Origin of the sequence: Bradyrhizobium sp. 187 (assembly GCF_023101005.1) — a bacterium.
GTDB lineage: Bacteria > Pseudomonadota > Alphaproteobacteria > Rhizobiales > Xanthobacteraceae > Bradyrhizobium > Bradyrhizobium canariense_D.
In genome coordinates this window covers 1,891,422-1,917,837 of the sequence record NZ_CP064693.1, presented here as the reverse complement: position 1 = coordinate 1,917,837, position 26,416 = coordinate 1,891,422, and the positions used below count along the sequence as shown (strand labels likewise).

Annotated in this window: 22 protein-coding genes and 1 pseudogene; 16 read left to right on the top strand and 7 right to left on the bottom strand. The window is 64.1% G+C overall.

Features of this window, described 5'->3' with window-relative positions:
* The first annotated feature begins 120 nt into the window (after window positions 1-120).
* The 9 genes and pseudogenes from IVB19_RS09170 (at window position 121) to IVB19_RS09130 (ending at window position 10,222) form a co-directional block, all read left to right on the top strand.
* Entirely contained in the window at window positions 121-615 is a 495-nt protein-coding gene (locus tag IVB19_RS09170; RefSeq protein WP_018454929.1) for a DUF721 domain-containing protein, read from the top strand.
* Between the two features lie 126 nt (window positions 616-741).
* Window positions 742-1,416 (top strand): DsbA family protein, encoded by a 675-nt coding sequence (locus IVB19_RS09165; protein WP_018454930.1) that lies wholly within the window; start codon window positions 742-744, stop codon window positions 1,414-1,416.
* Window positions 1,417-1,633: 217 nt separating this feature from the next.
* On the top strand, window positions 1,634-5,098 hold the full coding sequence (gene smc / locus IVB19_RS09160) for a chromosome segregation protein SMC (RefSeq protein WP_247821335.1): 3,465 nt from the start codon (window positions 1,634-1,636) through the stop codon (window positions 5,096-5,098).
* A gap of 60 nt (window positions 5,099-5,158) precedes the next feature.
* Window positions 5,159-6,139, top strand: a complete 981-nt coding sequence (locus IVB19_RS09155; RefSeq protein WP_247821334.1) for a small ribosomal subunit Rsm22 family protein — start codon at window positions 5,159-5,161, stop codon at window positions 6,137-6,139.
* Between the two features lie 138 nt (window positions 6,140-6,277).
* Complete coding sequence (locus IVB19_RS09150; protein WP_085352637.1) at window positions 6,278-6,838, top strand: LemA family protein; 561 nt, start codon at window positions 6,278-6,280, stop codon at window positions 6,836-6,838.
* A 32-nt stretch (window positions 6,839-6,870) separates the two neighbouring features.
* Window positions 6,871-8,114, top strand: a pseudogene (locus tag IVB19_RS09145) (M48 family metallopeptidase).
* A 204-nt stretch (window positions 8,115-8,318) separates the two neighbouring features.
* Entirely contained in the window at window positions 8,319-9,074 is a 756-nt protein-coding gene (locus IVB19_RS09140) for a P-loop NTPase family protein (protein WP_018454934.1), read from the top strand.
* 60 nt (window positions 9,075-9,134) lie between these two features.
* The gene (locus IVB19_RS09135; RefSeq protein WP_018454935.1) at window positions 9,135-9,803 is read left to right on the top strand and encodes a hypothetical protein; all 669 of its coding nucleotides are present in this window, start codon (window positions 9,135-9,137) and stop codon (window positions 9,801-9,803) included.
* An 86-nt stretch (window positions 9,804-9,889) separates the two neighbouring features.
* Window positions 9,890-10,222, top strand: coding sequence for a GIY-YIG nuclease family protein (locus IVB19_RS09130; protein ID WP_018454936.1), 333 nt, complete (start codon window positions 9,890-9,892; stop codon window positions 10,220-10,222).
* 23 nt (window positions 10,223-10,245) lie between these two features.
* On the opposite strand, the gene IVB19_RS09125 is transcribed toward IVB19_RS09130, so the two are convergent.
* From IVB19_RS09125 to petA, 5 genes are all read right to left on the bottom strand, one after another.
* Window positions 10,246-10,785 (bottom strand): adenine phosphoribosyltransferase, encoded by a 540-nt coding sequence (locus IVB19_RS09125; RefSeq protein WP_007595035.1) that lies wholly within the window; start codon window positions 10,783-10,785, stop codon window positions 10,246-10,248.
* 12 nt (window positions 10,786-10,797) lie between these two features.
* The gene (locus IVB19_RS09120) at window positions 10,798-12,960 is read right to left on the bottom strand and encodes an anthranilate synthase component I (protein WP_018454937.1); all 2,163 of its coding nucleotides are present in this window, start codon (window positions 12,958-12,960) and stop codon (window positions 10,798-10,800) included.
* A 314-nt stretch (window positions 12,961-13,274) separates the two neighbouring features.
* Entirely contained in the window at window positions 13,275-13,949 is a 675-nt protein-coding gene (locus IVB19_RS09115; protein WP_008134159.1) for a dienelactone hydrolase family protein, read from the bottom strand.
* A 144-nt stretch (window positions 13,950-14,093) separates the two neighbouring features.
* Window positions 14,094-16,166, bottom strand: a complete 2,073-nt coding sequence (gene fbcH, locus IVB19_RS09110; RefSeq protein WP_018454938.1) for a cytochrome b/c1 — start codon at window positions 16,164-16,166, stop codon at window positions 14,094-14,096.
* Between the two features lie 62 nt (window positions 16,167-16,228).
* Window positions 16,229-16,759, bottom strand: a complete 531-nt coding sequence (gene petA / locus IVB19_RS09105; RefSeq protein ID WP_026232845.1) for a ubiquinol-cytochrome c reductase iron-sulfur subunit — start codon at window positions 16,757-16,759, stop codon at window positions 16,229-16,231.
* A gap of 279 nt (window positions 16,760-17,038) precedes the next feature.
* Between petA and IVB19_RS09100 the strand changes: the two genes are divergently transcribed.
* The 6 genes from IVB19_RS09100 (at window position 17,039) to IVB19_RS09075 (ending at window position 20,766) form a co-directional block, all read left to right on the top strand.
* Entirely contained in the window at window positions 17,039-17,497 is a 459-nt protein-coding gene (locus IVB19_RS09100; RefSeq protein WP_018454940.1) for a tRNA (cytidine(34)-2'-O)-methyltransferase, read from the top strand.
* Window positions 17,498-17,525: 28 nt separating this feature from the next.
* The gene (gene queE / locus IVB19_RS09095; protein WP_018454941.1) at window positions 17,526-18,158 is read left to right on the top strand and encodes a 7-carboxy-7-deazaguanine synthase; all 633 of its coding nucleotides are present in this window, start codon (window positions 17,526-17,528) and stop codon (window positions 18,156-18,158) included.
* 17 nt (window positions 18,159-18,175) lie between these two features.
* Complete coding sequence (locus tag IVB19_RS09090; protein ID WP_018454942.1) at window positions 18,176-18,541, top strand: 6-pyruvoyl trahydropterin synthase family protein; 366 nt, start codon at window positions 18,176-18,178, stop codon at window positions 18,539-18,541.
* A gap of 4 nt (window positions 18,542-18,545) precedes the next feature.
* Window positions 18,546-19,445, top strand: a complete 900-nt coding sequence (gene hemF / locus IVB19_RS09085; protein WP_088930634.1) for an oxygen-dependent coproporphyrinogen oxidase — start codon at window positions 18,546-18,548, stop codon at window positions 19,443-19,445.
* The gene (locus tag IVB19_RS09080; RefSeq protein ID WP_018454944.1) at window positions 19,436-20,188 is read left to right on the top strand and encodes an HAD family hydrolase; all 753 of its coding nucleotides are present in this window, start codon (window positions 19,436-19,438) and stop codon (window positions 20,186-20,188) included. Before hemF ends, IVB19_RS09080 begins: the two co-directional genes overlap by 10 nt.
* A gap of 371 nt (window positions 20,189-20,559) precedes the next feature.
* Complete coding sequence (locus IVB19_RS09075) at window positions 20,560-20,766, top strand: YodC family protein (RefSeq protein WP_018454945.1); 207 nt, start codon at window positions 20,560-20,562, stop codon at window positions 20,764-20,766.
* A gap of 112 nt (window positions 20,767-20,878) precedes the next feature.
* Here IVB19_RS09075 and IVB19_RS09070 read toward each other — a convergent pair whose 3' ends face one another.
* Window positions 20,879-21,952 carry a TauD/TfdA family dioxygenase gene (locus IVB19_RS09070; protein WP_026232847.1) on the bottom strand — a complete coding sequence of 358 codons (1,074 nt, stop codon included), beginning with the start codon at window positions 21,950-21,952 and terminating at the stop codon, window positions 20,879-20,881.
* A gap of 390 nt (window positions 21,953-22,342) precedes the next feature.
* On the opposite strand from IVB19_RS09070, the gene IVB19_RS09065 reads away from it, so the two are divergent.
* The gene (locus IVB19_RS09065; protein WP_018454947.1) at window positions 22,343-22,558 is read left to right on the top strand and encodes a hypothetical protein; all 216 of its coding nucleotides are present in this window, start codon (window positions 22,343-22,345) and stop codon (window positions 22,556-22,558) included.
* 99 nt (window positions 22,559-22,657) lie between these two features.
* On the opposite strand, the gene IVB19_RS09060 is transcribed toward IVB19_RS09065, so the two are convergent.
* Window positions 22,658-26,407 (bottom strand): LuxR C-terminal-related transcriptional regulator, encoded by a 3,750-nt coding sequence (locus IVB19_RS09060; RefSeq protein WP_247363615.1) that lies wholly within the window; start codon window positions 26,405-26,407, stop codon window positions 22,658-22,660.
* Between the last annotated feature and the right edge of the window lie 9 nt (window positions 26,408-26,416).

Genomic DNA, 26,416 nt, shown 5'->3' with positions numbered 1-26,416 from the left:
CCGCACTGTAACGGCAATGCGTCGATCTCTCCACGTCGTGCCCACGCATGTCGCGGGCATCCACGTTTTTCTTCGCGGTGAAGAGCCTGCGGCCGACGCCCCGGAGTGCTATAAGGTCCCATGTCCAAGCTTCGACCCATCAAACCCGGTCCCATCAGCGCCAAGCCGCTATCGCTCCTGCTCAACGACGTCTTTGCCGAGGCCTATGCCAAGCAGGGATTTGCCGCGCGCGAGCTGGTGACGCGATGGGCGCAGATTGCCGGGCCGGAGATCGCGGCGCACGCCGAGCCGCTCAAGATGCAATGGCCGCGGCCGGTCGAGGGTCAGCCGCAGGAGCCGGCGACGCTGGTGCTGCGGGTCGAGGGGCCGATGGCGCTCGAGATCCAGCACTCCGCCGATGTGATCCTGCAGCGGGTCAACCGCTTCTTCGGCTGGAGCGCGGTCGGCAAGCTGGCCTTTCGCCAGGCTCCGCTATCACGCGCCCGCCGGCCGACCCGGCCCGGCCCGCCGGACGCCAAATCGGTGGCCGAGGTGGCTGAGCGCCTGGGCGATATCGAAGATGAACAATTGAAGTCGGCGCTGGCGCGCCTCGGGGCCGCCATCAAGCGAAATTGAGCCTTATTCTGCGGCCAAACTGGACCTGTCCTTGCCGCTCGCCATTGCCTCAAACGACGTTTCAAGCTAGCGACAGGCCGTCTGAATGGGAATTCGGGCGAGACCACGCCAATCCGGGAGCCGACCTTGATCATCACCCGCCGCGCCTTCACCTCGATGCTGTCGCTGACCGGGCTTGCCGCGCTCGCCGGGTTCTCTCCGCTGCGATTCATCTCCGATGCCATGATCCCTGAAGCCATGGCGCAGGCAGCGGCTGGTGACGTGGCCAAACCGGTGTCGCTGCCCGACATGGCGCTGGGCCCGAAGGACGCCGCCGTCACCATCACCGAATACGCCTCGATGACCTGCCCGCATTGCGCGGCCTTCAATGAGCAAGTGTTTCCCAAGATCAAGTCGGAATACATCGACACCGGCAAGGTGCGTTACGTCTTCCGCGAGTTCCCGCTCGACATCAAAGCCGCCGCCGGCTCGATGCTGTCGCGCTGCATCGCCAATGGCGACGCGCCGAAATACTTTGCCGTCACCGACATGCTGTTCCGCCAGCAGAACGATTGGGTCGTGAAGAACACCACGGAGACCCTGACGCGGATCGGCAAGCAGGCCGGTCTCACCCAGCAGCAGGTCGAGGCCTGCCTGAAGGACCAGGCGCTGCTCGACAAGATCGCCGCCGACCAGAAATATGCCAGCGACGTTCTGAAGGTCGATTCGACGCCGACGTTCTTCGTCAACGGCGAGAAGATCAAGGGCGAGACCTCGTTCGAGGAATTCGCCAAGAAGATCAATCCGCTGCTCAAGAGCTGATTCGCACGGCGCAATCCTGATTCGCATCTCGATAGCCGTATCTTTCCCGGCATAAATCCCTTGGGAAAAGCGGCTTTCGCCGGTTGCCCTCGCAGCGCACCGCGGCCATTGTCCAGCCGCATGAGGCGCCTCGCGCGACTCGCCCGGATACCGACATTGCCTTCCATGGTATTGTCCCGGCAGGGGGATTCGCGCCTGCCAACAGAGATGCGTGCTTATGAAAATCACCCGCCTGCGCCTTCACGGCTTCAAGTCCTTCGTTGAGGCCACCGACTTCGTCATCGAGCCCGGCCTGACCGGCGTGGTCGGGCCCAACGGCTGCGGCAAGTCGAATCTCGTCGAGGCGCTGCGCTGGGCAATGGGCGAGACCTCCTACAAGTCGCTGCGCGCCGCCGACATGGACGCGGTGATCTTCGCCGGCTCCGGCAATCGCCCCGCGCGCAACCACGCCGAAGTGACGATGACGATCGACAATTCCGATCGCACCGCGCCGGCGGCGATGAACGACAGCCAGCTTCTGGAAATCTCCCGCCGCATCGAGCGCGAGGCCGGTTCGGTCTACCGCATCAACGGCCGCGACGTGCGCGCCCGCGACGTGCAGATTCTGTTCGCCGACGCCGCCACCGGCGCGCGCTCGCCGGCTCTCGTCCACCAGGGCAAGATCGGCGAGATCATTCAGGCCAAGCCCGAGCAGCGCCGCCGCGTGCTGGAAGACGCCGCCGGCGTGGCCGGCCTGCACGCCCGCCGCCACGAAGCCGAGCTGCGGCTCAAGGCGGCCGAAACCAATCTCACCCGCGTCGAGGACGTGATCGGCCAGCTCGCGGGGCAAATGGAAGGCCTCAAGAAGCAGGCCCGCCAGGCCGTGCGCTATCGCGAAGTTGCGGCCAAGGTCCGCAAGGCCGAAGCAACCCTGTTCCATCTGCGCTGGATCGGCGCCCATGCCGACGTCAACGAATCCGGCCAGACCCACGATCTCGCGGTCCGCGAGATGGCCGAGCGGACCCAGCACCAGGCCGAGGCCGCTCGCATCCAGGCGATTCGCGCCGCCGAAATGCCGGCGCTGCGCGATGCCGAAGCGCGCGCCGCAGCGGGGCTGCAGCGCCTGACCAACGCCCGCGAGCTGCTCGATCGCGAGGAAGAGCGCGCCAAGGAGCGCGTCGCGGAACTCGAGCGGCGCCTCGCGCAGTTCGAAGGCGACATCTCGCGCGCCCAGCAGCAGACCATGGACGCCGATATCGCGCTGCAGCGCCTCGACGCCGAAGATGCCGAGCTGAAGGAAGAGATCAAGTCGCGCGTTGAGAAGCGCTCCGGCGTCGACGAGCGTGTCGCCGAAGCCGAGGCGGTGCTGACCGAAACCGAGCAGCAGTTCGCCGAGCTCACCACCGCGCTCGCAGACCTCACCGCCAAGCGCAACCAACTCGAAGCCAACGTTCGCACCCACCGCGACAAGCTCGCCCGGCTCGACCAGGAGATTTCGAACGTCGCGGCGGAAGAGCAGAAGCTCACCGAGGAGACCGGCGGCTTCGGCGATCTCGACGAGCTGACCGCGACGGTCGAGAGCGCCGAGCAGACGCTGGCGGCCTCGGAAGCCGCCGCTCAGGCCAGCGAAGCCGCGCACGTCGCCGCGCGGCAGACGCTGGAATCCTCGCGCTCGCCGCTGGTCGAAGCCGACAAGCGCGTGCAGCGGCTCGATACCGAGGCGCGCACGATCTCCAAGATCCTCAACGGCGAGACCAAGAATTTGTGGCCGCCGATCATCGACGGCATCACCGTCGACAAGGGATTTGAAAAGGCGATCGGCGCAGCCCTTGGGGACGATCTGGACGCCCCGGTCGATCCGTCCGCGCCGATGCGCTGGACCAATGCCGGCGTCACCGACGGCGATCCGGAACTGCCCGAAGGCGTCGTGCCTCTCGCCAGCCACGTGCAGGCCCCGGCCGAGCTGACCCGCCGCCTGGCGCAGATCGGCGTGGTGCCGCGCGAGCGCGGCGCCGAGCTGGTCTCGCAGCTCAAGACCGGCCAGCGGCTGGTCTCGCCCGAAGGCGACGTCTGGCGCTGGGACGGTTTTGTCGCAGCCGCCCACGCGCCGACCGGCGCAGCAAGGCGGCTTGCCGAGCGCGCCCGCCTCATCGACATCGAGAACGAGCTGGAGCAGGCCCGCATCGACGCGCAGATCAAGCGTCAGGCGCTGGAGAACGGCGAGGCCGAGCTGCAGATGGCCGCCAGCACCGAAGGTGCGAGCCGCGAAGCCTGGCGCGCTGCGCAGCGCGAACTCAACGTCGCGCGCGAGCGCCATGCCACGGTCGAGCGCGAGATCAGCCGCCACGCTGCACGCAAGGCGACGCTGTCGGAAGCGCACAGCCGTCTGGCCGCCGACCGCGCCGAGGCCGAAGCCGCCTACGAATACGCCGAAGCCGGGATCTCCGAGCTGCCGTCGAGCGAGGACACCGAAACCCGTCTCGCCGCTGTCCGCAGCGACATCGAAGGTCATCGTCGCATGGCCGCCCAGGTCCGGGCCGAGGCACAGGCGCTGGCGCGCGAAGCCGAGCTGGCCGACCGCCGCGTGCAGGCGATCCTCGCCGAACGCACCGAGTGGCAGAACCGCAAGGAGAGCGCGGCCTCCCACATCGACACCATCCAGGCGCGCATCGCCGAAGTCTCAATCGAGCGCAGCGATCTCGAGAACGCGCCGGCCGTGTTCGCGGAGAAGCGCAGCGCGCTGATCACCGAGATCGAATATGCCGAAAACGACCGCCGCATGGCCGCCGACGCGCTCGCCAGCGCGGAAACCGCGATGGCCGAAACCGATCGCGTCGCCAAGCTGACGCTCGAGGCGCTGTCGAGCTCGCGCGAGGCCACCGCCCGCGCCGAGGAGCGCATGGAAAGCGCGCGGCGCAGGCTCGATGACATCGAGCGCGAGATCCGCGACATGCTCGAAGTCGAGCCGCAGGCCGTTGCCGGGCTCGCCGAGATCGAGCCCGGCGCCGAGCTGCCGCCGCTGCACGACATCGAGGAAGACCTCGAAAAGATGCGCCGCGATCGCGAGCGCCTGGGCGCGGTCAATTTGCGCGCCGAGGAAGAGCTGCGCGAGGTCGAGACCCAGCATAATGGTCTGGTCACCGAGCGCGACGACCTCGTCGAGGCCATCAAGCGGTTGCGCCAGGGTATCCAGAGCCTCAACAAGGAAGCTCGCGAGCGGCTCCTGACCTCGTTCGAGGTCGTCAACAACCACTTCAAGCGCCTGTTCGTCGAGCTGTTCGGTGGCGGCGAAGCCGCGTTGCATTTGATCGAGAGCGATGACCCTCTTGAAGCCGGCCTCGAAATCATCGCCAAGCCGCCGGGCAAGAAGCCGCAGACGCTATCGCTGCTCTCCGGCGGTGAGCAGGCGCTGACCGCGATGGCGCTGATCTTCGCGGTGTTCCTCACCAATCCCTCGCCGATCTGCGTGCTGGACGAAGTCGACGCGCCGCTCGACGACCACAACGTCGAGCGCTATTGCAACCTGTTGCACGAGATGACCGCCTCGACCGACACGCGCTTCATCATCATCACCCACAACCCGATCACGATGGCGAGGATGAACCGCCTGTTCGGCGTCACCATGGCCGAACGCGGGGTCTCGCAACTGGTGTCGGTGAACCTGCAAGAGGCGGTGGACATTCTCGACCAGAACGTGGCGTGAGTCCGCTCCCGTCACGCACCCATTGACGTCGTCATCCGCGCAAGCGGATGATGACCACGAATGATGATCTCACCCACCCTCCCCGCCGAACTGAAAGCGGCCCTCGACGGCAAGCTCCAGGGGTTCTCGCGCACCGACGCTGCGCAGCGATCGCAGAAAATCTCGACCACCTATCGTGCAGGGGGCGGCTCCGGCACGATCAAGTCCGAGGCCGATGCGCTCGCCTATGCGCTCGCGAGGATGCCGGCGACCTACGCTGCGGTGGCGGCAAGTCTGAATGCGCTGACCGAGGTCGCACCGGACCTCGGTCCGGAAACGCTGCTCGACGTCGGCGCAGGTCCGGGCACCGCGAGCTGGGCCGCTGCGGAAGCTTTTCCGTCGCTGCAATCCTTCACCCTGCTCGATGCCAACGCCACGCTGAGCCGTCTCGCGCTCGAACTGGCGCGCGACAGCACGCGTCTGGCGAATTGCCGCTATCTGCCGGGCGATGCCGGCGCGAACCTCGCTGAGGTTTCGCAAGCCGATCTCGTCGTCGCGAGCTATGTCATCGGCGAGCTCAGCGAGGGCGATCAACGCAAGCTCGCGGAAGCGATGTGGGCGAAAGCGCGCCACGTGCTGGTCGTGATCGAGCCCGGCACGCCCGCCGGCTGCGCCCGCATCCTCACCTTGCGCCAGCAACTGATCGCGGCGGGCGCCTATGTCGCCGCACCCTGCCCGCACGAAAAGCCGTGTCCGCTGACGGCGCCCGACTGGTGCCATTTCTCCCAGCGCTTGCCGCGCTCGCAGGCTCACCGCCAAATCAAGGGCGCCGAGGTGCCGTTCGAGGACGAGCGATTCATCTACGTGGCGCTAACCCGTAGGCCTCCCGCCACCCGCGCCGCGCGCGTGTTGGCGCCGCCGGATCTCGGCAAGGCCGAGATCACGGCAAAGCTCTGCACCGAGCAAGGCGTCGAACTCGCCAAAGTCCCACGGCGGGACAAGGTCGCCTATGCAAGCGCCCGCCGCTGGCGCTGGGGTGATGCCATCCTGTCCGAAAGTTAACCTGCTCCGGCGCTTTCGCCTTGAACTCGGATAGTCCCTCATCCGACCAAGTCTTACCTCTCGTCTGTACCGGGCTCTCGCTCGGCGTCAATTTGGTCTACCCTAGCGCCCGCCTTCTTCCCCCTTCAGGAGTTCTCCATGTCGACCGGCTGGATCGTTCTCGGCGTTATCGTCGTCCTCGTGTTCTTTGCCTTCGCCGCCTACAATCGGCTGGTGGCGCTGGGCCAGCGCGTCGGCCAGGCCTTTGCCGACGTCGACGTGCAGCTCAAGCAGCGCCACGATCTGATCCCGAACCTGGTCGAGACGGTGAAGGGCTATGCCTCGCATGAGCGCGGCACGCTCGACGACGTCATCAAGGCGCGCAATTCGGCGATGTCGGCGCAGGGACCGGCGCAGGTGTCCGCGGCCGAGACCCAGCTCTCCGGCGCGCTCGGCCGACTGATCGCGCTGTCGGAGGCCTATCCCGACCTCAAGGCCAACGCCAATTTCCAGCAGCTCGCCAGCGAGCTGTCCGATCTCGAGAACAAGATCGCGGCCAGCCGACGCTTCTTCAACAGCGCGGTCCAGGAATACAACACCGGCATCCAGCAGATGCCGGCAGCCTTGTTCGCCGGCATGTTCGGCTTCACCAAAAAGGACTTCTTCGATCTCGGCGCCAGCCGCACCGAGGTCGAGGCCACGCCGCAGGTGAAATTCTGAGTTGAGCCGATAGGCCGGCAGGGCATCGCGTCATGGCCGCGTATGGTCTCTACACGCACATCGCCTCGAACAAGTTTCGTTCGATGCTCCTGCTCGCCGGTCTGTTCGCGCTGGTCTACGTGCTGGTCTATGCCGGCGCGCTGATCGCCGAAGCCGTCATCAATGGCGACGAGACCGTCCTCCATTATCTGAGACGCGCCTTCTATGATCTGAAAGTCGCCGCACCGGTTGCGACCGTCGTGGCAGCGACCTGGATCGTGATCGCCTATTTCTTCCACCAGTCGATGATCGATGCGGTGACCGGCGGCCACGACGTCACCCGGCAGGAGCAGCCGCGGCTCTATAATCTGCTTGAAAATCTCTGCATCTCGCGCGGCATCACGATGCCGAAGCTGAAGATCATGGAAAGCCCGGCGCTGAACGCGTTCGCGACCGGCCTCAACCCGCGGCAATATTCGGTCACCGTCACCACCGGTCTCCTCAATGCGCTGGACGACCAGGAAATCGAGGCGGTGCTGGGTCACGAGCTGACCCATATCAAGAACGGCGACGTGCAGCTCATGGTGGTCGCCGTCATCATCGCGGGCGTGGTCGGATTCTTCGGCGAACTGTTCTTCCGCCTGTTCACGAATTTCAGCTGGAGCTCCGGCTCCGGCGGCTCGTGGTCGTCGGGCTCCTCCTCGTCACGATCGTCCTCGTCGTCGAACGACAGCAAGAGTTCGGGCGGCGGCGCGGTGATCGTCATCATCATCGCGGTCGTGCTGATCGTGGTGGCCTGGCTGTTGTCTCAGGTGGTGAAGCTCGCGCTGTCGCGCTCGCGCGAATATCTCGCGGACGCAGGCTCCGTCGAGCTGACGAAAAATCCGGACGCCATGATCTCGGCACTGCGCAAGATCGAGAACCGCGGCGAGCTGCCGGGCGCAACCTCGGCAGTGATGGAGCTCTGCGTCGACAATCCGCGCGAGGGTTTTGCCGATTTGTTCGCGACCCACCCCTCGGTGCAGTCGCGAGTCGACGCGTTGGTCAAGTTCGCCGGCGGCCATGATCCCGGCCCGCTGCCGCTTTCCGCCGACGAGGCCGAGGAGCCAGACACGCAGCCGACCAGCAGGGCGTCCGACCGCCACCGCGCCAGGGGCCCTGGAACGACGTAGGCGGCGCGGCCAGTCCGCCGCCCCTGCCCGCACCCAGCTCCGCCGGAACCGCCAGCAGCAACCCGATAGGCAATCGAGTAAGCAATCCCTTGGGCAATTCCTTGGGTCCTTGGGGCCGCCATTGAGCGTGATTTGACGCCATGCCCGGCAGGATTCGTCGTGCTTGGGAAAAACCTCGGGAATTGCCATAACTGGGCCCTGCGGAATTGAATTCTCCCTTGTTTCTGCCATGTTCGCGCCCAACAGCAGACTTGGGACATGTCTGCGACTCGATTTGGGGCCCGTCCGATTGCAACCTCGCGATCGGGGGCGCGCGTTAGGGGACAGCAATGGCAAAGCCGGCAGTGGTTGTGGTGGGCGCGGACAAGGGTGGGGTCGGCAAGACCACGGTGTCGCGCACCCTGCTCGATTATTTTTCCGCCAACAACGTGCCGACGCGCGCTTTCGACACCGAATCGCCGCGCGGAACCCTGAAGCGCTTCCATCCTGACATCACCGAGATCGTCGACATGACGACGACGTCGGATCAGATGAAGATCTTCGATACGCTCAACGCGACGAGCCCGTCGGTCACCGTGATCGACGTCCGGGCCGGCCTGCTCTCGCCGGCGCTCGCCTCCTTGCGCGACATCGGATTCCTCGACGCCGCCAAGGCCGGCCAGATCACCTTTGCCGTGTTCCACATCCTCGGACCCTCGATCGCCTCGCTGGACGAGATCGCCGAGACCGCGGGCTTCATGGGCGGCGCGAAATATTTCCTGGTGAAGAACTTCATCAACGATACTCAGTTCTTCCAGTGGGATCAGTCGACTTACCAATCGTATTTCAACCGCATCAAGGACGCGACCGAGCTGACCATCCCCAAGCTCAACGAAATGGCCTATGAGCAGGTCGAGGTGTCCTCCGTCCCATTCCTGAAATTCGTCGCCAACAAGGGCGTCAACGACGAGGCCGCCAACTACTCCTTCGTGCTGCGTGGTTATGTCCGACACTGGCTGGCGAACGTCTGGAGTGAGTTCGATCGGATCCGGCTGACCGATATCGTCGGCTCGACGAAATCCGGGGCCCGCAACAGCGAAAAATAGTTGCGCAAGCCGGGCGGATACGGCTGGATTGGTCGCCAAGTTCGACTGATATAGCTATCGATGTCCGCAACGCCCCTCTACATCATTTGCTCGCCCCGCCCGCAGGTCGGCAAGACCCTGCTGGCGCGGCTTTTGAGCGAATTTTTGCTGCTCAAGAACGGCAACGTCGTGGCCTTCGACGTCAACCTGAAGGAGCCGTCGCTGCTCGACTATCTGCCAACGATCACCGAGACCGCCGACGTGATCGACACCTACGGCAAGATGCAGCTGATGGATCGTGTCATCGTCGATGACGGGCTTGCCAAGGTGATCGACCTCGGCTTCCACGCCTTTGACGAGTTCTTCAAGATGACGGAGGAGATCGGCCTCTTGAAAGAGGCTGCGCGCCGCCACGTCGCGCCGATGATCCTGTTCGTCGCCGACACCGACCGCGTCTCGGCCCGCGCCCACGAGATGCTGCGCGAACAGATCCCGCGGATCAACCTGATCACGGTGGACAACGAGCACATCGTGCGCGGCGAGCTGCCGGAAGCGATGGCCGGCGGCCGGCTGCTGCGCCTGCCGGCGCTGCCCGGATTCCTGAAGACCTATATCAGCCGCCTGAATTTCTCCTTCACCGGCTATCTTCGCCAGGAGAAGGATGCCTCGACCGAGCTGCACCAATGGACCCGGCGCAATTACCTCGCCTTCCGCGAACTCGAGCTCAGCCTGATCCTGCAACGGTCCTGAATATTTTACCCGGATAATATTGACGCCCAGCGACGTTGCGGTTACTGAGTGTACGCACCATCGTTCCTCAGCAAGGCCTCTTCACCGTGAGCATCGACCGTAAAGCAGCAATCGCCGCCTATAAGGAGCGGAAGACCGTTGCCGGCATCTACGTCGTCCGCTGCGCGGCCTCGGGCGAGGCCTGGGTCGGCCAAGCCTCGAACCTCGAGACAATCCAGAATCGCATCTGGTTCTCGCTGCGCCAGGGTAGCCACACCTGCCGTAGACTCCAGACTGCGTGGAACATGCACGGTGAGGCAGGCCTGACACTCGGCGAATGCGAGCGGCTGAAAGATGAGGCGAGCGACTATGTCAGGAATGCGCTCCTCAAAGAGCGCATGCTGCATTGGCTGTCGGAGCTAAAGGCCGAGCCGATCTGAACGTCGCCAGCCGTGCCGTGCCCTCAGTGCCCCTCGAACGTCATCAGCGTGCGCACCGGCACGTCCATCGCGCGCAGCTTGGCGGCGCCGCCGAGATCGGGCAGATCGATGATGAAGCAGGCGGCGACCACATTGGCGCCGATCTGGCGCAGCAGCTTCACCGCACCTTCCGCGGTGCCGCCGGTGGCGATGAGGTCGTCGACCAGGATCACACGCTCACCCGGCTGGATGGCGTCGACATGCATCTCCATCTCGTCGATGCCGTATTCGAGAGAGTAAGCGATCCGCACGGTGGTGTGCGGCAGCTTGCCTTTTTTCCGGATCGGCACGAAGCCGGCCGAAACCTGGTGCGCCACCGCGCCACCGATGATGAAGCCGCGCGCTTCCATGCCAGCGACCTTGTCGATCTTGTTGCCGGCCCAGGGATTGACGAGTTCGTCGACCGCACGGCGGAACGCACGCGCATCTGCGAGCAACGTGGTGATGTCGCGGAACAAGATCCCGGGTTTCGGATAGTCCGGGATGGTGCGGACGCTCGCCTTCAGATCATGGTCAAAAGTCATGGTGCCTCTCAATCAGCGCGACGCATCCAGGCGGAACGCGTTCTCGACAATTCGTAAGCCCACCTCGCCGCTCAGCGACATCAGCGATTCCGGATGGAATTGCACGCCGGCGACCGGCAGGGTCTTGTGCTCGAGCGCCATGGCGACGCCGTCCTCGGTGCTGGCGGTGACGGATAGCACCTCCGGCATGCTGTCGCGCTCGACATACAGCGAGTGATAGCGGCCGATGACGATCTCGTTCGGCAGATTGCGCATCAGCCGCCCGCCACGTACCTGAACCCGCGAGGGCCGGCCATGGGCGGGATGCGTGAGCTGCCCGAGCTCGCCGCCGAAATACTCGCCGATCGCCTGGACGCCGAGGCAGACGCCGAACACCGGCAGCTTGTCCTCCAGCGCCGCGTCGATGGTCTTCTTGATCCCAAAATCCTCGGGCCTGCCCGGCCCTGGCGACAGCACCAGCAAATCCCACCGCTTCTGCTTGAGCATGTCGAGCGCATGCACATGGCGGACCACGGTGACGTCGGCGCCGACCTGGCGGAAGTAATCGGCCAGCATATGGACGAAGCTGTCGTCATGGTCGATCAGCAGTACCCGCTTGCCGCTTCCGGTGGCGTCGGGCGCAAAGGCCGACAGCGGCTTCGGCGGATCGCCGCGCAGCGCCTGGAACAGGGCCGCGGCCTTGACCTGGCATTCGCGGTCCTCGGCGGCGGGATCGGAGTCGAACAGACAGGTGGCGCCGACACGCACTTCCGCGAGGCCCTCCTTCATCCGGATGGTCCGGATGGTGAGGCCGGTGTTGATGCTGCCGTCGAAATTCACCGCCCCGATCGCGCCGGCATACCAGCGGCGGGGCGAGCGCTCGTGATCCTCGACGAACTGCATCGCCCAGAGTTTTGGTGCGCCAGTGACGGTGACGGCCCAGGCGTGGGTGAGAAAGGCGTCGAGCGCATCGAAGCCGGGACGCAGCATGCCTTCGACATGGTCGACGGTGTGGAACAGTTTTGAATAGGTCTCGATCTGCCGGCGCGCCAGCACCTTGATGGTGCCGGGAACGCAGACGCGCGCCTTGTCGTTGCGGTCGACGTCGGTGCACATGTTGAGCTCGAACTCGTCCTTCTCGGAGTTCAGGAGCTGGCGGATCTGCTCGGCATCGCCGATCGCATCGGTACCGCGCGCGATCGTCCCCGAGATCGGGCAGGTCTCGACCCGGCGTCCGTCCGAGCGCACGAACATTTCCGGAGAGGCCGAGACGAGAAATTCGCCCTCGCCGAGATTCATCAGCGCGCCGTAGGGCGACGGATTGATGACACAGAGCCGCTGGAACACTTCCGCCGGCGAGCGGTCGCAGGGCTCGGCGAAGAGCTGCCCCGGCACCGCCTCGAACAGATCGCCACGCGCAAAGGCAGCGCGCGCGGTCTCGACAGTGGCCTGATATTCGCCGGGGGCGTGATCGGCAAAACCCTGGCGCGGTGTCTTGAGGTAGGGGCTCTCGGCGGTCTCGTGCGGCAGGCCCGCGGTGGACTTGCCCTTCCACGCGAAATCGTATGTGAGCACGACGCCGCGGCCGGTGGCGCGGTCATAGGCGAGCAGGCGATCGGGGACGTAGAGCACGATGTCGCGCTGGTCGCTCTCGCGCGCGCGCTTCTGCACGAGGTCCTCGATCTGGAACACGAGGTCGTAGGCGAAGGCGCCGAACAGGCCGAGCACGCCGTCGTCATTGGCGGAGAAAGCGGCGACGAGATCGCGCACCAGCGACATCACGCTGGCGCGCCGCGTGCGCTGGTCTTCGTCGATCGGGGCTTCGCCGCGGACGATATGACCCGCAAGGCGCGTGGGCGTCTTCTCGGAGATCACGACGCAGGGCTCGCGCAAGACATCCGCAAGGAAGGCGATCAGGACCTCCCCGCGCGCGTTCAGCGCTTCCAGCTTGAAATTGACGCCGGTGGTCTCGAGCTTGAGCGGCGGATCGGAGAAGCCGAGGTCAAAACTCTCGTAGCGGCCGGGCACGGTCGTCCCCGACGACAGCACCACGCCGCGGCGACGGTCGAGCAGGCTGACGAGATCGTCGAGCCGGTTGGCGCCGCCGGAAAACTGTTCCGCCACGCGCGTGATCGCAAGCCCTGCGCGGGTCACGTAGTCGCTTCGAGCCGGAAGGGCAAAGACGGTCCTGTTCATGGGGTCCTCTTACGAAACTTGTCGAGGGAACGCCACACAGGACAAACGATCAGGCCGCCGCACTGCGTGGGCGACCTCAGACGATTTTGGGAGAATAAATCGCACCGGCCACCTCTCAGGAGGTGCGCCACCAAAGACGGGATGGGCGGACGGCGGTGCTCATGGGCGGATACTCACCATGGCGCGGGGACGACGTCAAGGCTGGCTGGGCTGGCTGCTCAACGCCGATCACCACAGTCGTCCCGGCGAAGGCCGGGCAATTGCGCACCAGGCCGGGGCGACACTGAAATGGTAGCGCGACTGGCGCAGCACACCTACCCCAGATGCTTCCTGAAAAACTCCGTCGCCCTGCCCCAGGCGAGCTCGGCGGCTTCCCGGTCGTGCACGGCCTGGCGCTGCTCGTTGACGAAAGCGTGCTCGGCGTCATAGCGGAACAGCTCCAGCGACTTGCCGGCGGCCTTCATGGCCTTTTCGAAACCGTTGACCAGCTCCGGCGTGCACCAATCGTCCTTGTTGGCGAAATGGGCCTGAAGCGGGATCTTGACGTCGGCGGGCTTGGCCGCCTGCTCTGGCGGGATGCCGTAGAACACCACGCCGGCGGCGAGCTCCGGCACATGCACCGCGCCGATGATGGTGACGGCGCCGCCGAGGCAGAAGCCGGTCAGGCCCACCTTGGCGCCGTTGCGCGACAGATATTGCGTGGCGCCGCGCACCGTCTGCGTGGTGGCGTCCATGAAGTCGAGCGAGTTCATCTCTTTGCCGGCGGCGTCGGTGTCGTGATACGGCACCACCTTGCCCTTGTAGAGATCTGGCGCCAGCGCATCGAAACCGGCGAGCGCGAAGCGGTCGCAGAGGCCCTTGATCTGGTCCGAAAGGCCCCACCATTCTTGGATCACCACCACGCCCGGCGCGTTGCCGCGCGCGGCATTGGCGAGATAGCCCGATGCGTCCTTGCCGTCCGGGCGCTTGAAGGTGATGGCGGTTCCCATGGTGTCCTCCGACGAGTTTTTGGGGAGCGGTTGGCGGCATTTTGGCGTTTGAGCGGGCGATAGGCAATCGCGCCTGACAACACACTCTCGTGCCCAACAAAAAAGCCCCCTTGCGGGGGCCTCTTCATTCTCGCCTCGGGCCCCTCAGTGCGAGTCTGCCCAGACCTTCTTCTTGGTGAAGTACATCAGGCCGGCGAAGATGATCAGGAAGATGAACACCTGGAAACCGAGGCGCTTGCGCGCTTCCATATGCGGTTCGGCGGTCCACATCAGGAACGTGGTGACGTCCTTGGAATACTGCGCGACAGTGGTCGGCGAGCCGTCGTCATAGGTGACCTGGCCGTCGCTGAGCGGCTTCGGCATCTTGATGGCGTGGCCCGGGAAGTACTTGTTGTAGTAGGAGCCCTCCGGGATGGTCACACCTTCGGGCGCCTTGTCCTCAAAGCCCTGGAGCAGCGCCGAGACGTAGTCCGGACCCTGCTCCTGATACTGGGTGAAGAAGTCGACGATGAACATCGGGAAGCCGCGGCCGTAGGAACGCGCCTTGGTGATCAGCGACAGATCCGGCGGCGCCGCGCCGCCGTTCGCCGCACGCGCCGCCTGCTCGTTCGGGAATGGCGAGGGGAAATAATCCGCCGGCCGGCCCGCGCGTTCGAACATGTCGCCGGCGTCGTTCGGACCATCCTTGACCTTGTAGTCGGAGGCGAAGGCTGCAGCCTGCGCGACCGAATAGCCGGGACCGCCGGCTTCCGCGAGATTGCGGAAGGCGACGTAGGACAGGCCGTGACAGTTGGCGCAGACTTCCTTGTAGACCTTCAGGCCGCGTTGCAATGCGCCGCGATCGTACTTGCCGAACGGACCGGCGAACGACCATTTGTTGCCCGGCGGCTTGTCGCTGCCTTCGGAGGCGCGCGCGCTGTCGGCTGAGCCCGCAAACAACGCGCCCGCCAGCGCAAGCACGATCGCGCTCGACACCATCGGCGTCGACCTGCTCCCGGTTTTGGCCAGGACGGCATCCGAGATCGAGTTCGGCACCGGACGCGGCTTCTCGATCCGCGAGAGCAGCGGCAGCACGATCAGGAAGTAGGCGAAATAGCAGAACGTCAGGACCCGGCCGGCGATCACATAGATGCCTTCCGGCGGCTGCGCGCCGAGATAGCCGAGCAGGATGCAGACCGCGACGAAGATCCAGAAGAACTGCTTGGCCAGCGGACGGTACTTCGACGACTTCGTCCTGGCGGCGTCGAGCCAGGGCAGGAAGCACAGGATGATGATCGCCGAGAACATCCCGATCACGCCCGCGAGCTTGTTCGGGATCGAGCGCAGGATCGCGTAGAAAGGCAGGTAATACCATTCCGGCACGATGTGCGGCGGCGTCACGCCCGGGTTCGCCGGAATGTAATTGTCGGCGTCGCCGAGATAATTCGGCATGTAGAAGATGAACCAGGCGTAGAGCAGCATGAAGCAGGAGACGCCGAACATATCCTTGATGGTTGCATGCGGCGTGAACGGAACAGTGTCCTTTTCCGTCTTGGGCTCGACGCCATCAGGGTTGTTCTGGCCGGAGACATGCAGCGCCCAGACGTGGAGCACGACGACGCCCGCGATCAGGAACGGCAGTAGATAGTGCAGCGAGAAGAAGCGGTTCAGCGTCGGGTTGCCGACCGAATAGCCGCCCCACAAGAGCGTCACGATGCTCTCGCCGACATAGGGGATGGCGGAGAACAGATTGGTGATGACGGTGGCGCCCCAGAAGCTCATCTGGCCCCACGGCAGCACGTAGCCCATGAAGCCCGTCGCCATCATCAGGAGGTAGATGATGACGCCAAGGATCCACAGCACCTCGCGCGGCTCCTTGTAGGAGCCGTAATAGAGGCCGCGCAGCATGTGGACGTAGACAGCGACGAAGAACATCGAGGCGCCGACGGCATGCATGTTGCGCAGCAGCCAGCCGTAATTGACGTCACGGACGAGCAGCTCGACCGACTTGAAGGCGAGGTCGGCATGCGGCGTGTAGTGCATCGCCAGGATCACGCCGGTCAGGATCTGGATCCCCAGCATGAAGGAGAGGATGGCGCCGAAGGTCCACCAATAGTTCAGGTTGCGCGGGGTGGGATAGACCACGAAGGAGGAGTGCATGAGGCCGAGGATCGGCAGACGTCGCTCGATCCATTGCAGGGCCGGATTGCTCGGCTGGTAGTCGGATGGTCCGCTCATGATGCGATCCTGAGGAAATAATACGACGAGACGGCGCGAAGCTTCGGACGAGGGCCCGAAGCTCAGCCGATCTGGATTTTGGTGTCGGAAACGAACTGGTACGGCGGCACCGGCAGGTTCGCGGGCGCGGGCCCCTGGCGGATGCGGCCGGACGAATCGTACTGCGAACCATGGCAGGGGCAGAAGAACCCGTCGTAATTGCCTTCATGGGCGATCGGGATGCAGCCGAGATGGGTGCAGATGCCGATCACGACCAGCCACTGCTCATGGCCGGACTTGACCCGGGCCTCGTCGGACTGCGGATCGGGCAGGCTCGCCACGTTGACGGCGCGCGCCTCGTCGATCTGCTTCTTGGTGCGGTGGCTGATATAGATCGGCTTGCCGCGCCAGAACACCTTGATGTCCTGCCCCTCGGCAACCGGGCTGAGATCGACCTCGATCGGCGCACCAGCGGCGATGGTCGACGCATCAGGATTCATTTGGGAGATAAAGGGCCAGAGCGCGGCTGCGCCCCCTACTGCTGCAGCTGCCCCCGTTGCAACGAATAAGAAATCACGGCGTGTCGGATGGTCCGCCGAAGACGCTGTCGTCACGATTCCAACCCTTTCTTCTTATGCAGCCGGCGGAACCGCTCCGGGAGCCCCCAAGGTGCCCAGAACAGCCTGCCGGCGCCCGCGGCCCCCCCGCGGCGGCAGAACTTCGCGTGCCCCCACCAAAACAAGGCGAAAACAGCAGTCCAGAATCGTTCTATTGGCACCCTTGCCGGGCGAGCGCAAGCCCGCTATCGGCGCGGGAGCGTGCAATGCACGAATTCCGCGGCCAGCGATGTTTTATTGAGACATTTCCGGCCCGCACCGAACCCGGCACCGCCCATGCAGATAGCGCTTTTCCAACCCGACATCCCCCAGAACACCGGCACGATTCTCAGGCTCTGCGCCTGTCTGGGCATGGCCGCCCATATCATCGAACCGGCGGGCTTCCCGGTCTCCGACCGGCATTTCCGCAGGGCGGGAATGGACTACCTCGATCAGGTCAGCATCGTCAGGCATGACTCCTGGTCAAAGTTCGAGCAATGGCGGGCGGCGCAAGGCGCTCGCCTGCTGCTGTTCACCACCAAGGGGGCGACCGACTACCGCGATTTCCGTTACCAGACGGCGGACATCCTGCTATTCGGGCGCGAGAGCGCCGGCGTCACCGAGGCGGTGGTCGAGGCGGCGGACGCGCGGCTGGTGATCCCGATCGCTCCGGGGCTGAGGTCGCTCAATGTCGCCATGACCGCGGCGATGGCCGCAGGCGAAGCGCTGCGGCAGCTCCGGAACCCGCAAGTTTAATATGTTGAGGTATGTTGAGGAGAGACGGTTGAGTTACGCGGTCAAGGAAATCTTCCTGACCTTGCAAGGCGAAGGCGCCCATGCCGGGCGCGCGTCCGTGTTTTGCCGTTTTGCCGGCTGCAACCTCTGGAGCGGGCGCGAGGCCGACCGTCAGGAGGCCACTTGCAAATTCTGCGACACCGATTTCGTCGGCACCAACGGCACCCTCGGCGGTCGCTATGGCTCGGCCGCGGAACTCGCAGACACCATCGCCGCGCAATGGACAGCCTCCACCGAAGACCGCTATGTGGTGCTCACCGGCGGCGAGCCGCTGCTCCAGGTCGATACCGCGCTGGTCGACGCGCTCCATGCCCGCGGCTTCGAGATCGGCGTCGAGACCAACGGCACCATCGCCCCGCCCGAGGGGCTCGACTGGATCTGCGTCAGCCCAAAGGGCGGCAGCGATCTGGTGATCCGGCGCGGCCACGAGCTGAAGCTGGTCTATCCGCAACCGCTCGCCATGCCGGAGGCCTTCGCGGATCTCGCCTTCGAGCGCTTCTCACTGCAGCCGATGGACGGGCCCGAGGTCGCCCAAAACACCGCGGGCGCCATCGACTATTGCCTCAATCATCCGCAATGGCGGCTCAGCGTGCAGACGCATAAGTCGCTTGGTATCAGATAGGATTGGTTTTCGAACAGATGTGGGAATTGACGAAATCGTTTCGCTTCGAGGCGGCGCACTCATTGTCGGGAACGACGTTCGGCGCGGATAGCGAAGAGATCCACGGCCACTCCTTTCGCGCCGAGGTGACGCTGCGCGGCACGCCCGATCCCAAAACCGGCATGGTGGTCGATCTCGGCCTGGTCCAGCGCGCCATCGAGGATGTGCGCATGACGCTGGATCACAAGTACCTCAACAAGATCGAGGCGCTGGGCACACCGACGCTGGAAAACCTCTCGCTCTTCGTCTGGGAGCGGCTGGCTCCTATCGGCAAGCTCACCCGCGTCAGCATCCACCGCGACAGTTGCAACGAGAGCTGCACCTATTACGGTCCGCAGGGCTGACGAAATGACATCCACATTGGACCCGAGCTTGATCGAAGACCGCAAGACGCGCGCACGCGCCTGGTTCGAAGCCTTGCGCGACGACCTCTGCGCGAGCTTCGAGCGGCTGGAGGACGATGCCCCCGAGAGCCTTTATCCCGGTGAGGCCGGCCGCTTCAAACGCACACCCTGGCAGCGCACCGATCATACCGGCGCGGCCGGCGGCGGCGGCGTGATGTCGATGATGTCCGGCCGCCTGTTCGAGAAGGTCGGCGTGCATTGCTCCACCGTGCACGGCGAATTCGCACCAGAGTTTCGCGCGCAAATTCCGGGCGCGGCGGACGACCCGAAGTTCTGGGCCTCCGGCATCTCGCTGATTGCGCATCTGCGCAATCCGCACGTGCCGGCGGTGCACATGAACACGCGCTTCGTCGTCACCACCAAAGCCTGGTTCGGCGGCGGCGCCGATCTTACGCCGGTGCTCGACCGCCGGCGCACGCAGGACGATGCCGATAGCATCGCCTTCCACGCCGCAATGAAACAGGCCTGCACGCAGCCGAACGGCATCGCCGATTACGACAAGTACAAGAAGTGGTGCGACGAGTATTTCCACCTGCCGCACCGCAAAGAGGCGCGCGGCATCGGCGGCATCTTCTACGACTGGCACGACAGCGGCGACTGGGACGCTGACCTCGCCTTCACCCGGGATGTCGGCCGCGCCTTCCTGAAGGTCTATCCCGACATCGTGCGGCGCAATTTCGCGACAAGCTGGACCGCGGAGGATCGCGAGGAGCAATTGATCCGGCGCGGCCGCTATGTCGAGTTCAACCTGCTCTACGACCGCGGCACCATCTTCGGTCTCAAGACCGGCGGCAATGTGGATTCGATCCTGTCGTCGCTGCCACCGGTGGTGAAATGGCCATGACGACGATGAAGCCCGCAATGAGACCGCTGCCGCGCGCCATGCTGATCGACATGGACGACACCATCCTGTCGGCCTATGCGCGGCCCGAGATCGCCTGGAACACGATCACAGCGGAGTTCGCCGAGGAACTCGCGCCGCTGCCGCCGCAACTGGTCGCGAGCACCGTCCTGGCCTTCGCGAAGAATTTCTGGGCCAATGCGGACGCTTCGTGGCGGCTCAAGCTCGCCGAAGCCCGGCACCTCACCGTCAAGGGCGGTTTCGCCTCGCTCGCAGCCGCCGGTCATCGCGCCCTGCCCGACGACCTCGCCATTCGCCTGGCCGACCGCTTCACCGCCTATCGCGAGGAGGAGATGTTCGTCTTCCCCGGCGCGCATGACGCTATCGACAGGCTCAAGGCGCTCGGCATCAAGCTCGCATTGGTGACCAACGGCGCCGCCGACACCCAGCGCGCCAAGGTGGAGCGCTTCGAGCTGGCGCATCGCTTCCACCACATCCAGATCGAGGGCGAGCACGGCTTCGGCAAGCCCGAGGAGCGCGCCTATCTGCACGCGATGGAGGCGCTCGGCGTCACCGCAAGAGACACCTGGATGATCGGCGACAATCTGGAATGGGAAGTCGTGACGCCGCAGCGTCTCGGCATCTACTCGATCTGGATCGACGTGCATGGCGACGGCCTGCCCGAAGGCTCGATCGTCAAGCCCGACCGCATCATCCGCTCGCTGACAGAACTGGTGCCGGACTGACTGCAATCGGGGTGCGCAAACAAAAACGTCGAAAACAACCCCATGCACAGTAGACGGCCGCAGCAAAATCAAGGACTTGCGGCAAGCGCAAACTGCGGATCTGACGAAATCATTTGCGCCGTCGGGCAAAACAGGCGCATGGTGTGATGGTCGCGACGCACGGGACGGAAGAGCCCTTGTGCCATCCATCGAACAGGCACCATTGCCTCTCGTGATGGGATCGCTCCGGCCTAAAGCTCTCTGATCGACGTTTCAGCAGTCTGGCCGGCGGATGCGCGCTACCGCAACACATCCACTGACCGAGTAGCCCGTGATCGGCATGTCATGCCGGTTTGCTAGCTTCGCCGTCAATCAACCCGAAAGGACCATCCATGGAACTAAAAGCCGGCGATATCGTCATGCTGAAATCCGGCGGGCAGCCGCTCACCGTCGCGGACGTGAAGGGCGACGACGTGATCTGTCTCTGGATGGGCGCGGAGGGCGATCTGTTTCGCGAGACGCTCCCGCTTGCGGTGCTCGAGCACCTGGAAGAGCTCGACGACGAAGACGAGGATGAAGACGACGAAGACGAGGAGTAAGCGCGGCTGAGGCCGCGTCCTCATTAGGTCGGGGTGCTCGGCTCCGCCCAACCTGGTGTCCGCTCCTCTGTCCATATCGGCACGAGAGCGGACATCGCTGGATGCTCGAACGTCAATCCAACGGAACGTTCAAACTGGTCCCTTTGGTGATGATGCCGCCACGGTTACCGATCTCGATCGAGCCATAGCGCTGCTTGAAGCAATCGGGCAACGGCCGGTCGCTCTCCATGCTGAGCCAAAGGCGCAATAAATGACGCTTCTGGCCTGCATCGGGCCAATCGCGGAATCCGGTCCGGTCATGCAGCAAGGCATGATTGTAAACGAACTGCATGTCGCCCGGCTGAAGCCGCATGCCGAAATGCAGCGCGGGATCATTTGCGAGCGCGTCAAAAAGATCGAGCGCCTCGACGTGAGCCGGCGTCAGTCTCGGCGCATCGGGAAAGCGCTGCGCACTATCGATATATTGGCGCTGATAAAACCCGGTCAGGAACCCCGCATGCCAATTCAGCACCGGGATTTCAAGATATGGCTTTTCGTTCTCCGGCACCTCGCCCCGTCGGTCCGTCGCGATCGGATCAAACAAGAGAGCGGCAAGGTCGGGACGTCTGTCAAACATCTCGTTGTAGATTGTCGTCGTACTGACAAGGAGAGAATCCCCTCCCTCCATCGCCTCGCGAATGCATAACAATCCAACCACGTCGGACGAATCCGTGTGGAATGTTTGCCGTTCCGAGGTTTGATAAATTCGGGTGTTCGGATCCTTAGCATCGGCGCCGGTGTCACGGACGTGACCGAGAATGTGGCCCGCTGCATTCTGAGACCGCGCCGATCCAAGATGGGCGCCCACTCCGCAAAAGATCGTAGCGGCAAACTCCTGACTGTATTTTGCCACCGGGAGGCCGCGGATCACTTCGAAGCCAATGCCTACCAGGAGCTTCTTCTTGAGATCTTCCAGGTGCGCGCCGAGATGGGGAAGCGGAAAGCTTTCCTTCGTGATCTCGGCGATTTTTTTGTTTCTGCCAAGATATGTTTCAGCCACGCCCTCGAGTTCGGCGATTTCGCCGGCAGCAAGCGATATCAACCATCGATCAGGATTGGCTTTCATCTCAGCCCCCTCCCAGGCGGATGGGATATCGACCTTCCCTGGAGGGCGATGGATCCCGCTGGGCAGTGAGACCACATTCATAGGGTTGGTTCCTGAGGGAGATTGAACGTCAGACATCGGCGCGGACGATCGACGATATTGTGCCGACCGCTTGTTTGCAACTTGGCTGACGCGCAGCCCTGGGCCGAGTGCACTGTCGCCGACAACGGGTGCGCTCGCTTGACGAGATCCGTTCCGGGCAGTTGGCGATCCGCTTCCGCCAAGGGGATCGGTTAACAACATGGCCTCTCGTGCGATCGATCAAAGCCCGGGAAAAAATGGCATCAGCCGGAACGTTCGCGAAGCTGGCTGAGTTAAAAGCCATACGCGTCGCGCTGTGGTCATAGCCGCACCGCGCGCCCGATAAAGGCCCTGCACGAAGCGAAACCTACTCTGCGGCGTGCTTCGCAGCACGGCCGCGCGAGGATCGCGATGTACACGACGGCGATATACGATGAGCTGAGGCAGATCGAGCGCGACGTCGTCGAAGGAGAACGCCGGCTCGCCGAGCAGGAGGCGCTGATCATCGAAATGAAGCGCCAGAACGAGGACACAACCAAAGCTGAAGGCGAACTCGAACGGATGCGCATGGAGCAGCGAGGTCGCGATCAGGATCGGCAACGTCTGCTCTCACGGCTGCAACCCTGAACAACTGCTCCCCATCAGGCTGATCCGCCAAAGGCGTCGCGTTCCTGAGCCGTGGCTACGGTGACAGTTGCCATTTTCGGTCAATGACGATGCAGCGGTTCAGATCAGCAAATCATGATGCGCAGGTAGAATCGCTTGGTGCGGGCTGTTGGTGCCGTGATCGTCCGCGTGTCCGTTCAGTGCATGAGGGACGAGCTTGACGTTGAACCCGAGGCCTTCTTCCTGACCGGGCGGAACGTGCGCATCCAGCGGATGATTGAACTCTTTCAGTCCGACTATCTCGACGAAAGCAGAAGGAGCTACGCCGCTATCGAACCGGAATACCGGTCCCTGGTCTGCGCCGCCGGTTTCGAACGCAGCCTTGGCCGCGTGTGCGTCGTCTGCGATTGCTGCAGATTGCGCAGCGTGCTGCGAGTTACCGTGGTCCACGGTGGCTGGTTCTGCTGTCTTCACGGTCCCCGCAGCCTGCGAAGCCGAAGAGGGATGCTCGGCCCCATCGCCGGCGCCGTTGCCCGGTTTGCCTCCATGTTCCGTCGATTCCGTGCTTGCCGCCTTTGCAGATCCTGGCTCCGAAGCGCGTTGCGAGTTGCCGTGGCCCGCGCTGGCGGGCGTTGCGGCGGCCGGATCGATCGCTGCTCCGTCCAGCGGGCTTGCAGCGGCTGAGTGCCCGGATTTTCCGTGTTCCGCGCCGTCTGGTTCTGCCGTTGTCGCTGGTGTTTGCGCGCCTTCGGAAGCCGAAGCGTGATGCTCGCCACCACGGTCGGCGGCGTTGCCCGCTTTGGAGCCAGCTCCAGTCGATTCGCTGGCTGCCGCCTTCGAAGATTCTGGTTCTGAAGCGTGCTGCGCATTGCCGTGACCCGTGCTGGCGGCCGTTGCGGCGCCCGGATCGATCTCGGTTGCGTCTGGTGCGTTTGCAGCGGTTGAGTGCCCGGATTTGCCGTGTTCCGCGCCGTCTGGTTCTGCCTTCTGCGCTGCCCCTCCCTGAGCCTCCGGGTCCTTATCGTGATGCTCGGCGCCATTGCCGACGCCGTTGCCGGGTTTGCCCCCATCTTCCGTCGACCCCGTGCTTGCCGCCTTTGCAGATCCTGGCTCCGATGCGTGCGGCGGGTTGCCGTGGCCTGCACCGGCGGCTATCGCGGCGCCCGGATCGATCTCGCCTGCGTCTGGTGCGTTTGGGGCGGCGGAGTGCCCGGATTTGCCGTGTTCGGCGCCGCCTGGGTCGGCCTTCTTCGCTGGCCCTCCCGGAGCTTCCGAAGCCGAAGCGTGATGCTCGGCGCCATTGCCGACGCCGTGGCCCGCTTTGGAGCCAGCTTCAGTCGATTCGTCGGCTGCCGCCTTTGCAGACCCCGGCTCCGAAGCGTGCTTCGAGTTGCCGTGACCCGCGTCGGCGGCCGTTGCGACGTCCGGATCGGTCTCGGCTGCGTCCGGTGCTTTTGCAGCATTTGAGTGCCCGGCTTTGCCGTGTTCCGCGCCGTCTGGTTCTGCGTTCTTCGCTGACCCTCCTGGAGCGTCCGAGGCCTTATCGTGATGCTCGGCGCCATGGCCGACGCCGTTGCCCGGTTTGGAGCCAGCTTCAGTCGATGGGTCCGAAGCGTGCTGCGAGTTGCCGTGCCCCGCGCTGTCGGCGGTTACGACGCTGGGTTGGCCGATCTCGTTGGGCCCCGTCGACGAAACGCCGTTGCCCGCATTGATCGGACCATTGTTCGATGCGACATTTGCCGCTGCCGGGGCCGTCGCGCTATGAGCAAGCTCGATGGATGATGCGTGAGCCGACGCGGCAGACGCACCATCGCTCTCTTCCGTTGCATCCGCCGACGCGTCGCTGGAGCTTCTGAGCCTCGTCGACGTTCCCAAGCCGGTCCGGGCCGGCCCGAAATGGAAACCCGAGCCGTTGTTGGCCAGAAGGGCCCAGGCTCCAGCCGTCCCGAGCGTGCTCTCGCTCCCCTCGATACTGGTTTGGACATGATCCTTCGTCAGAGCGGCCTCATCGGTTGCGATCGCCGGTATCAGCGCGGCTTCGAGCTGCTCCAAGGTGGTCGCAACAGCCGCGCCATCTGGCTCGGAGCCGACATCCGCCTCCGCAACGGCCACGATCCCCTCGAGATGGATTTCCAGCAGGCCGCGATCGCCGATATCAAGGATATGATCGGTCGCATTCACATAGACGATCGTCTCGTTGCTTGCGGAGTCGTAGACCCAGGCGAGTGTATGTGGCGGTATAGACTTGGTTGCCGCCGTCATGTGCAGCCAGGCAAGCCCTCCGAAAGCCGCAAGATTGATCCTGCCCGGCCCAGATGCGAAATCGAACACGGCGTCGGAAGAGGTCGACTTGAACTGGTTAGACTCGGAGTCAATCGGGGAGCGATAAACAATTTTTCCAACGTCGCCGCCCCCGCCGACACCGGCATCGTGACCAGGGTCCGCGCCAACAAATTTATGGAGATTGTCACCCGCATCGCCCGGGCCCTTTTCGCCCAGAGCGCCTTCAGCGAGGTTGCCGCTTCCAGTGGTCACAGCGGCGAAAGACAGGCGGACATCGTGCGAAAGGAAACCCGGGGCTGAATTGTGGTCATGATTGGCGGCAGCATGGGTGATCGCGGCCAGTTTTGTGGTCGCACTCTCTTCAGTGACGGCCAGGATGCTGTCGATCGACGCTTGACGAAGGTCATGCGCGTGGGCGGCGAGATGGGGATCCTCCAGTGCGTAGATCAACGCACCGGTGAGAATAGCAAAGTTGCCATACCCTCCATGCATCGACATCGCATTGGAAAGAAGCCGCGGGAATTGATGTTCCGGGGCCGGGTCAGCTCCGACCTGTATGTCGTTTGCTCCTCGCAGTAAGGGCACGGGAAGATCGGGCGCGCCCGATCCAGCAGGAGCGTGGTGCGTCCACGCTTTCGCGCCCCCGAATTGCTCGGCCGCGCGTAGCGCTTCCATTGCCGCCGCCGGGTTGGTGATTTGGGCGGCCTTGGCGAACAAGTCTCTCTGAGCCTGCGTGGGCGGCTCGCCGGATTCCCAGACGACGAGGTGCCGGAGAATCCCTTTTTTCCAGGGCTCGTACCCCGCGTGCTCGTCCACGTGGCCGACGCCGTTCTCATCCGGGAAGATGTCGTTCGCTTCCGACGCCTTGAGTTCGTCCGCAATTGCGAGCGCCAGAAATGCCAGGGAGAGCGCGGCCAGGCCGGAGGGCCGTTGCAGCAATGCGATGGTCGCGAGCACAGTTCTGTTGGTGATCTCAAGCTTCTGGAAAATATTGTACAGGTGGACCTTGACCGTCCCGTCGGAAACGTTGAGCTGACGCGCGATCTCCTTGTTCGACATTCCTTCCGCCACGAGTCGTGCGATTTGACGTTCCCGTTGCGTCAACAGCTCCAGCATCCCTTCGACTTTGCTATCGCCGTCCGCCTCCTTGCCGGGTGCGGAGAGATCGGACTTCTCCAGTGCCACGCCGCTCTTCGTCATCAGCCGCAGCGATCGCAGCATCGTGGCGGGAGAGGCATACTTCGAAATTGCGCTGCAGGCGCCGGCTGCGATGGCTGAAGTCAGATCGTGGTCGGTATCGGACTCGGTGAAGAACACCAGGCGCGTGGAGAGCTTCTCCGCCTTCACAATCGCGAGGATCTCGGAGACCGTCAGATCCGGCACCTTGTCGGCAAGAAGCGCGACGTCAGGTGTCAGCTTCCGAATTGCTTCGAGGCAGCTTGTCCGATCGCTGGACGATGCGACAACGTCGAAGTCCGGCTGCGTCCCGAGGACCGACCTCAGTCCCTGCAGAACGATCGGCTGTGGATCGACGATCACGAGCCGGATGGGCTTGAGTATCCCCTGCCTGGCGGACGTGTCCAACATCGACTTTGG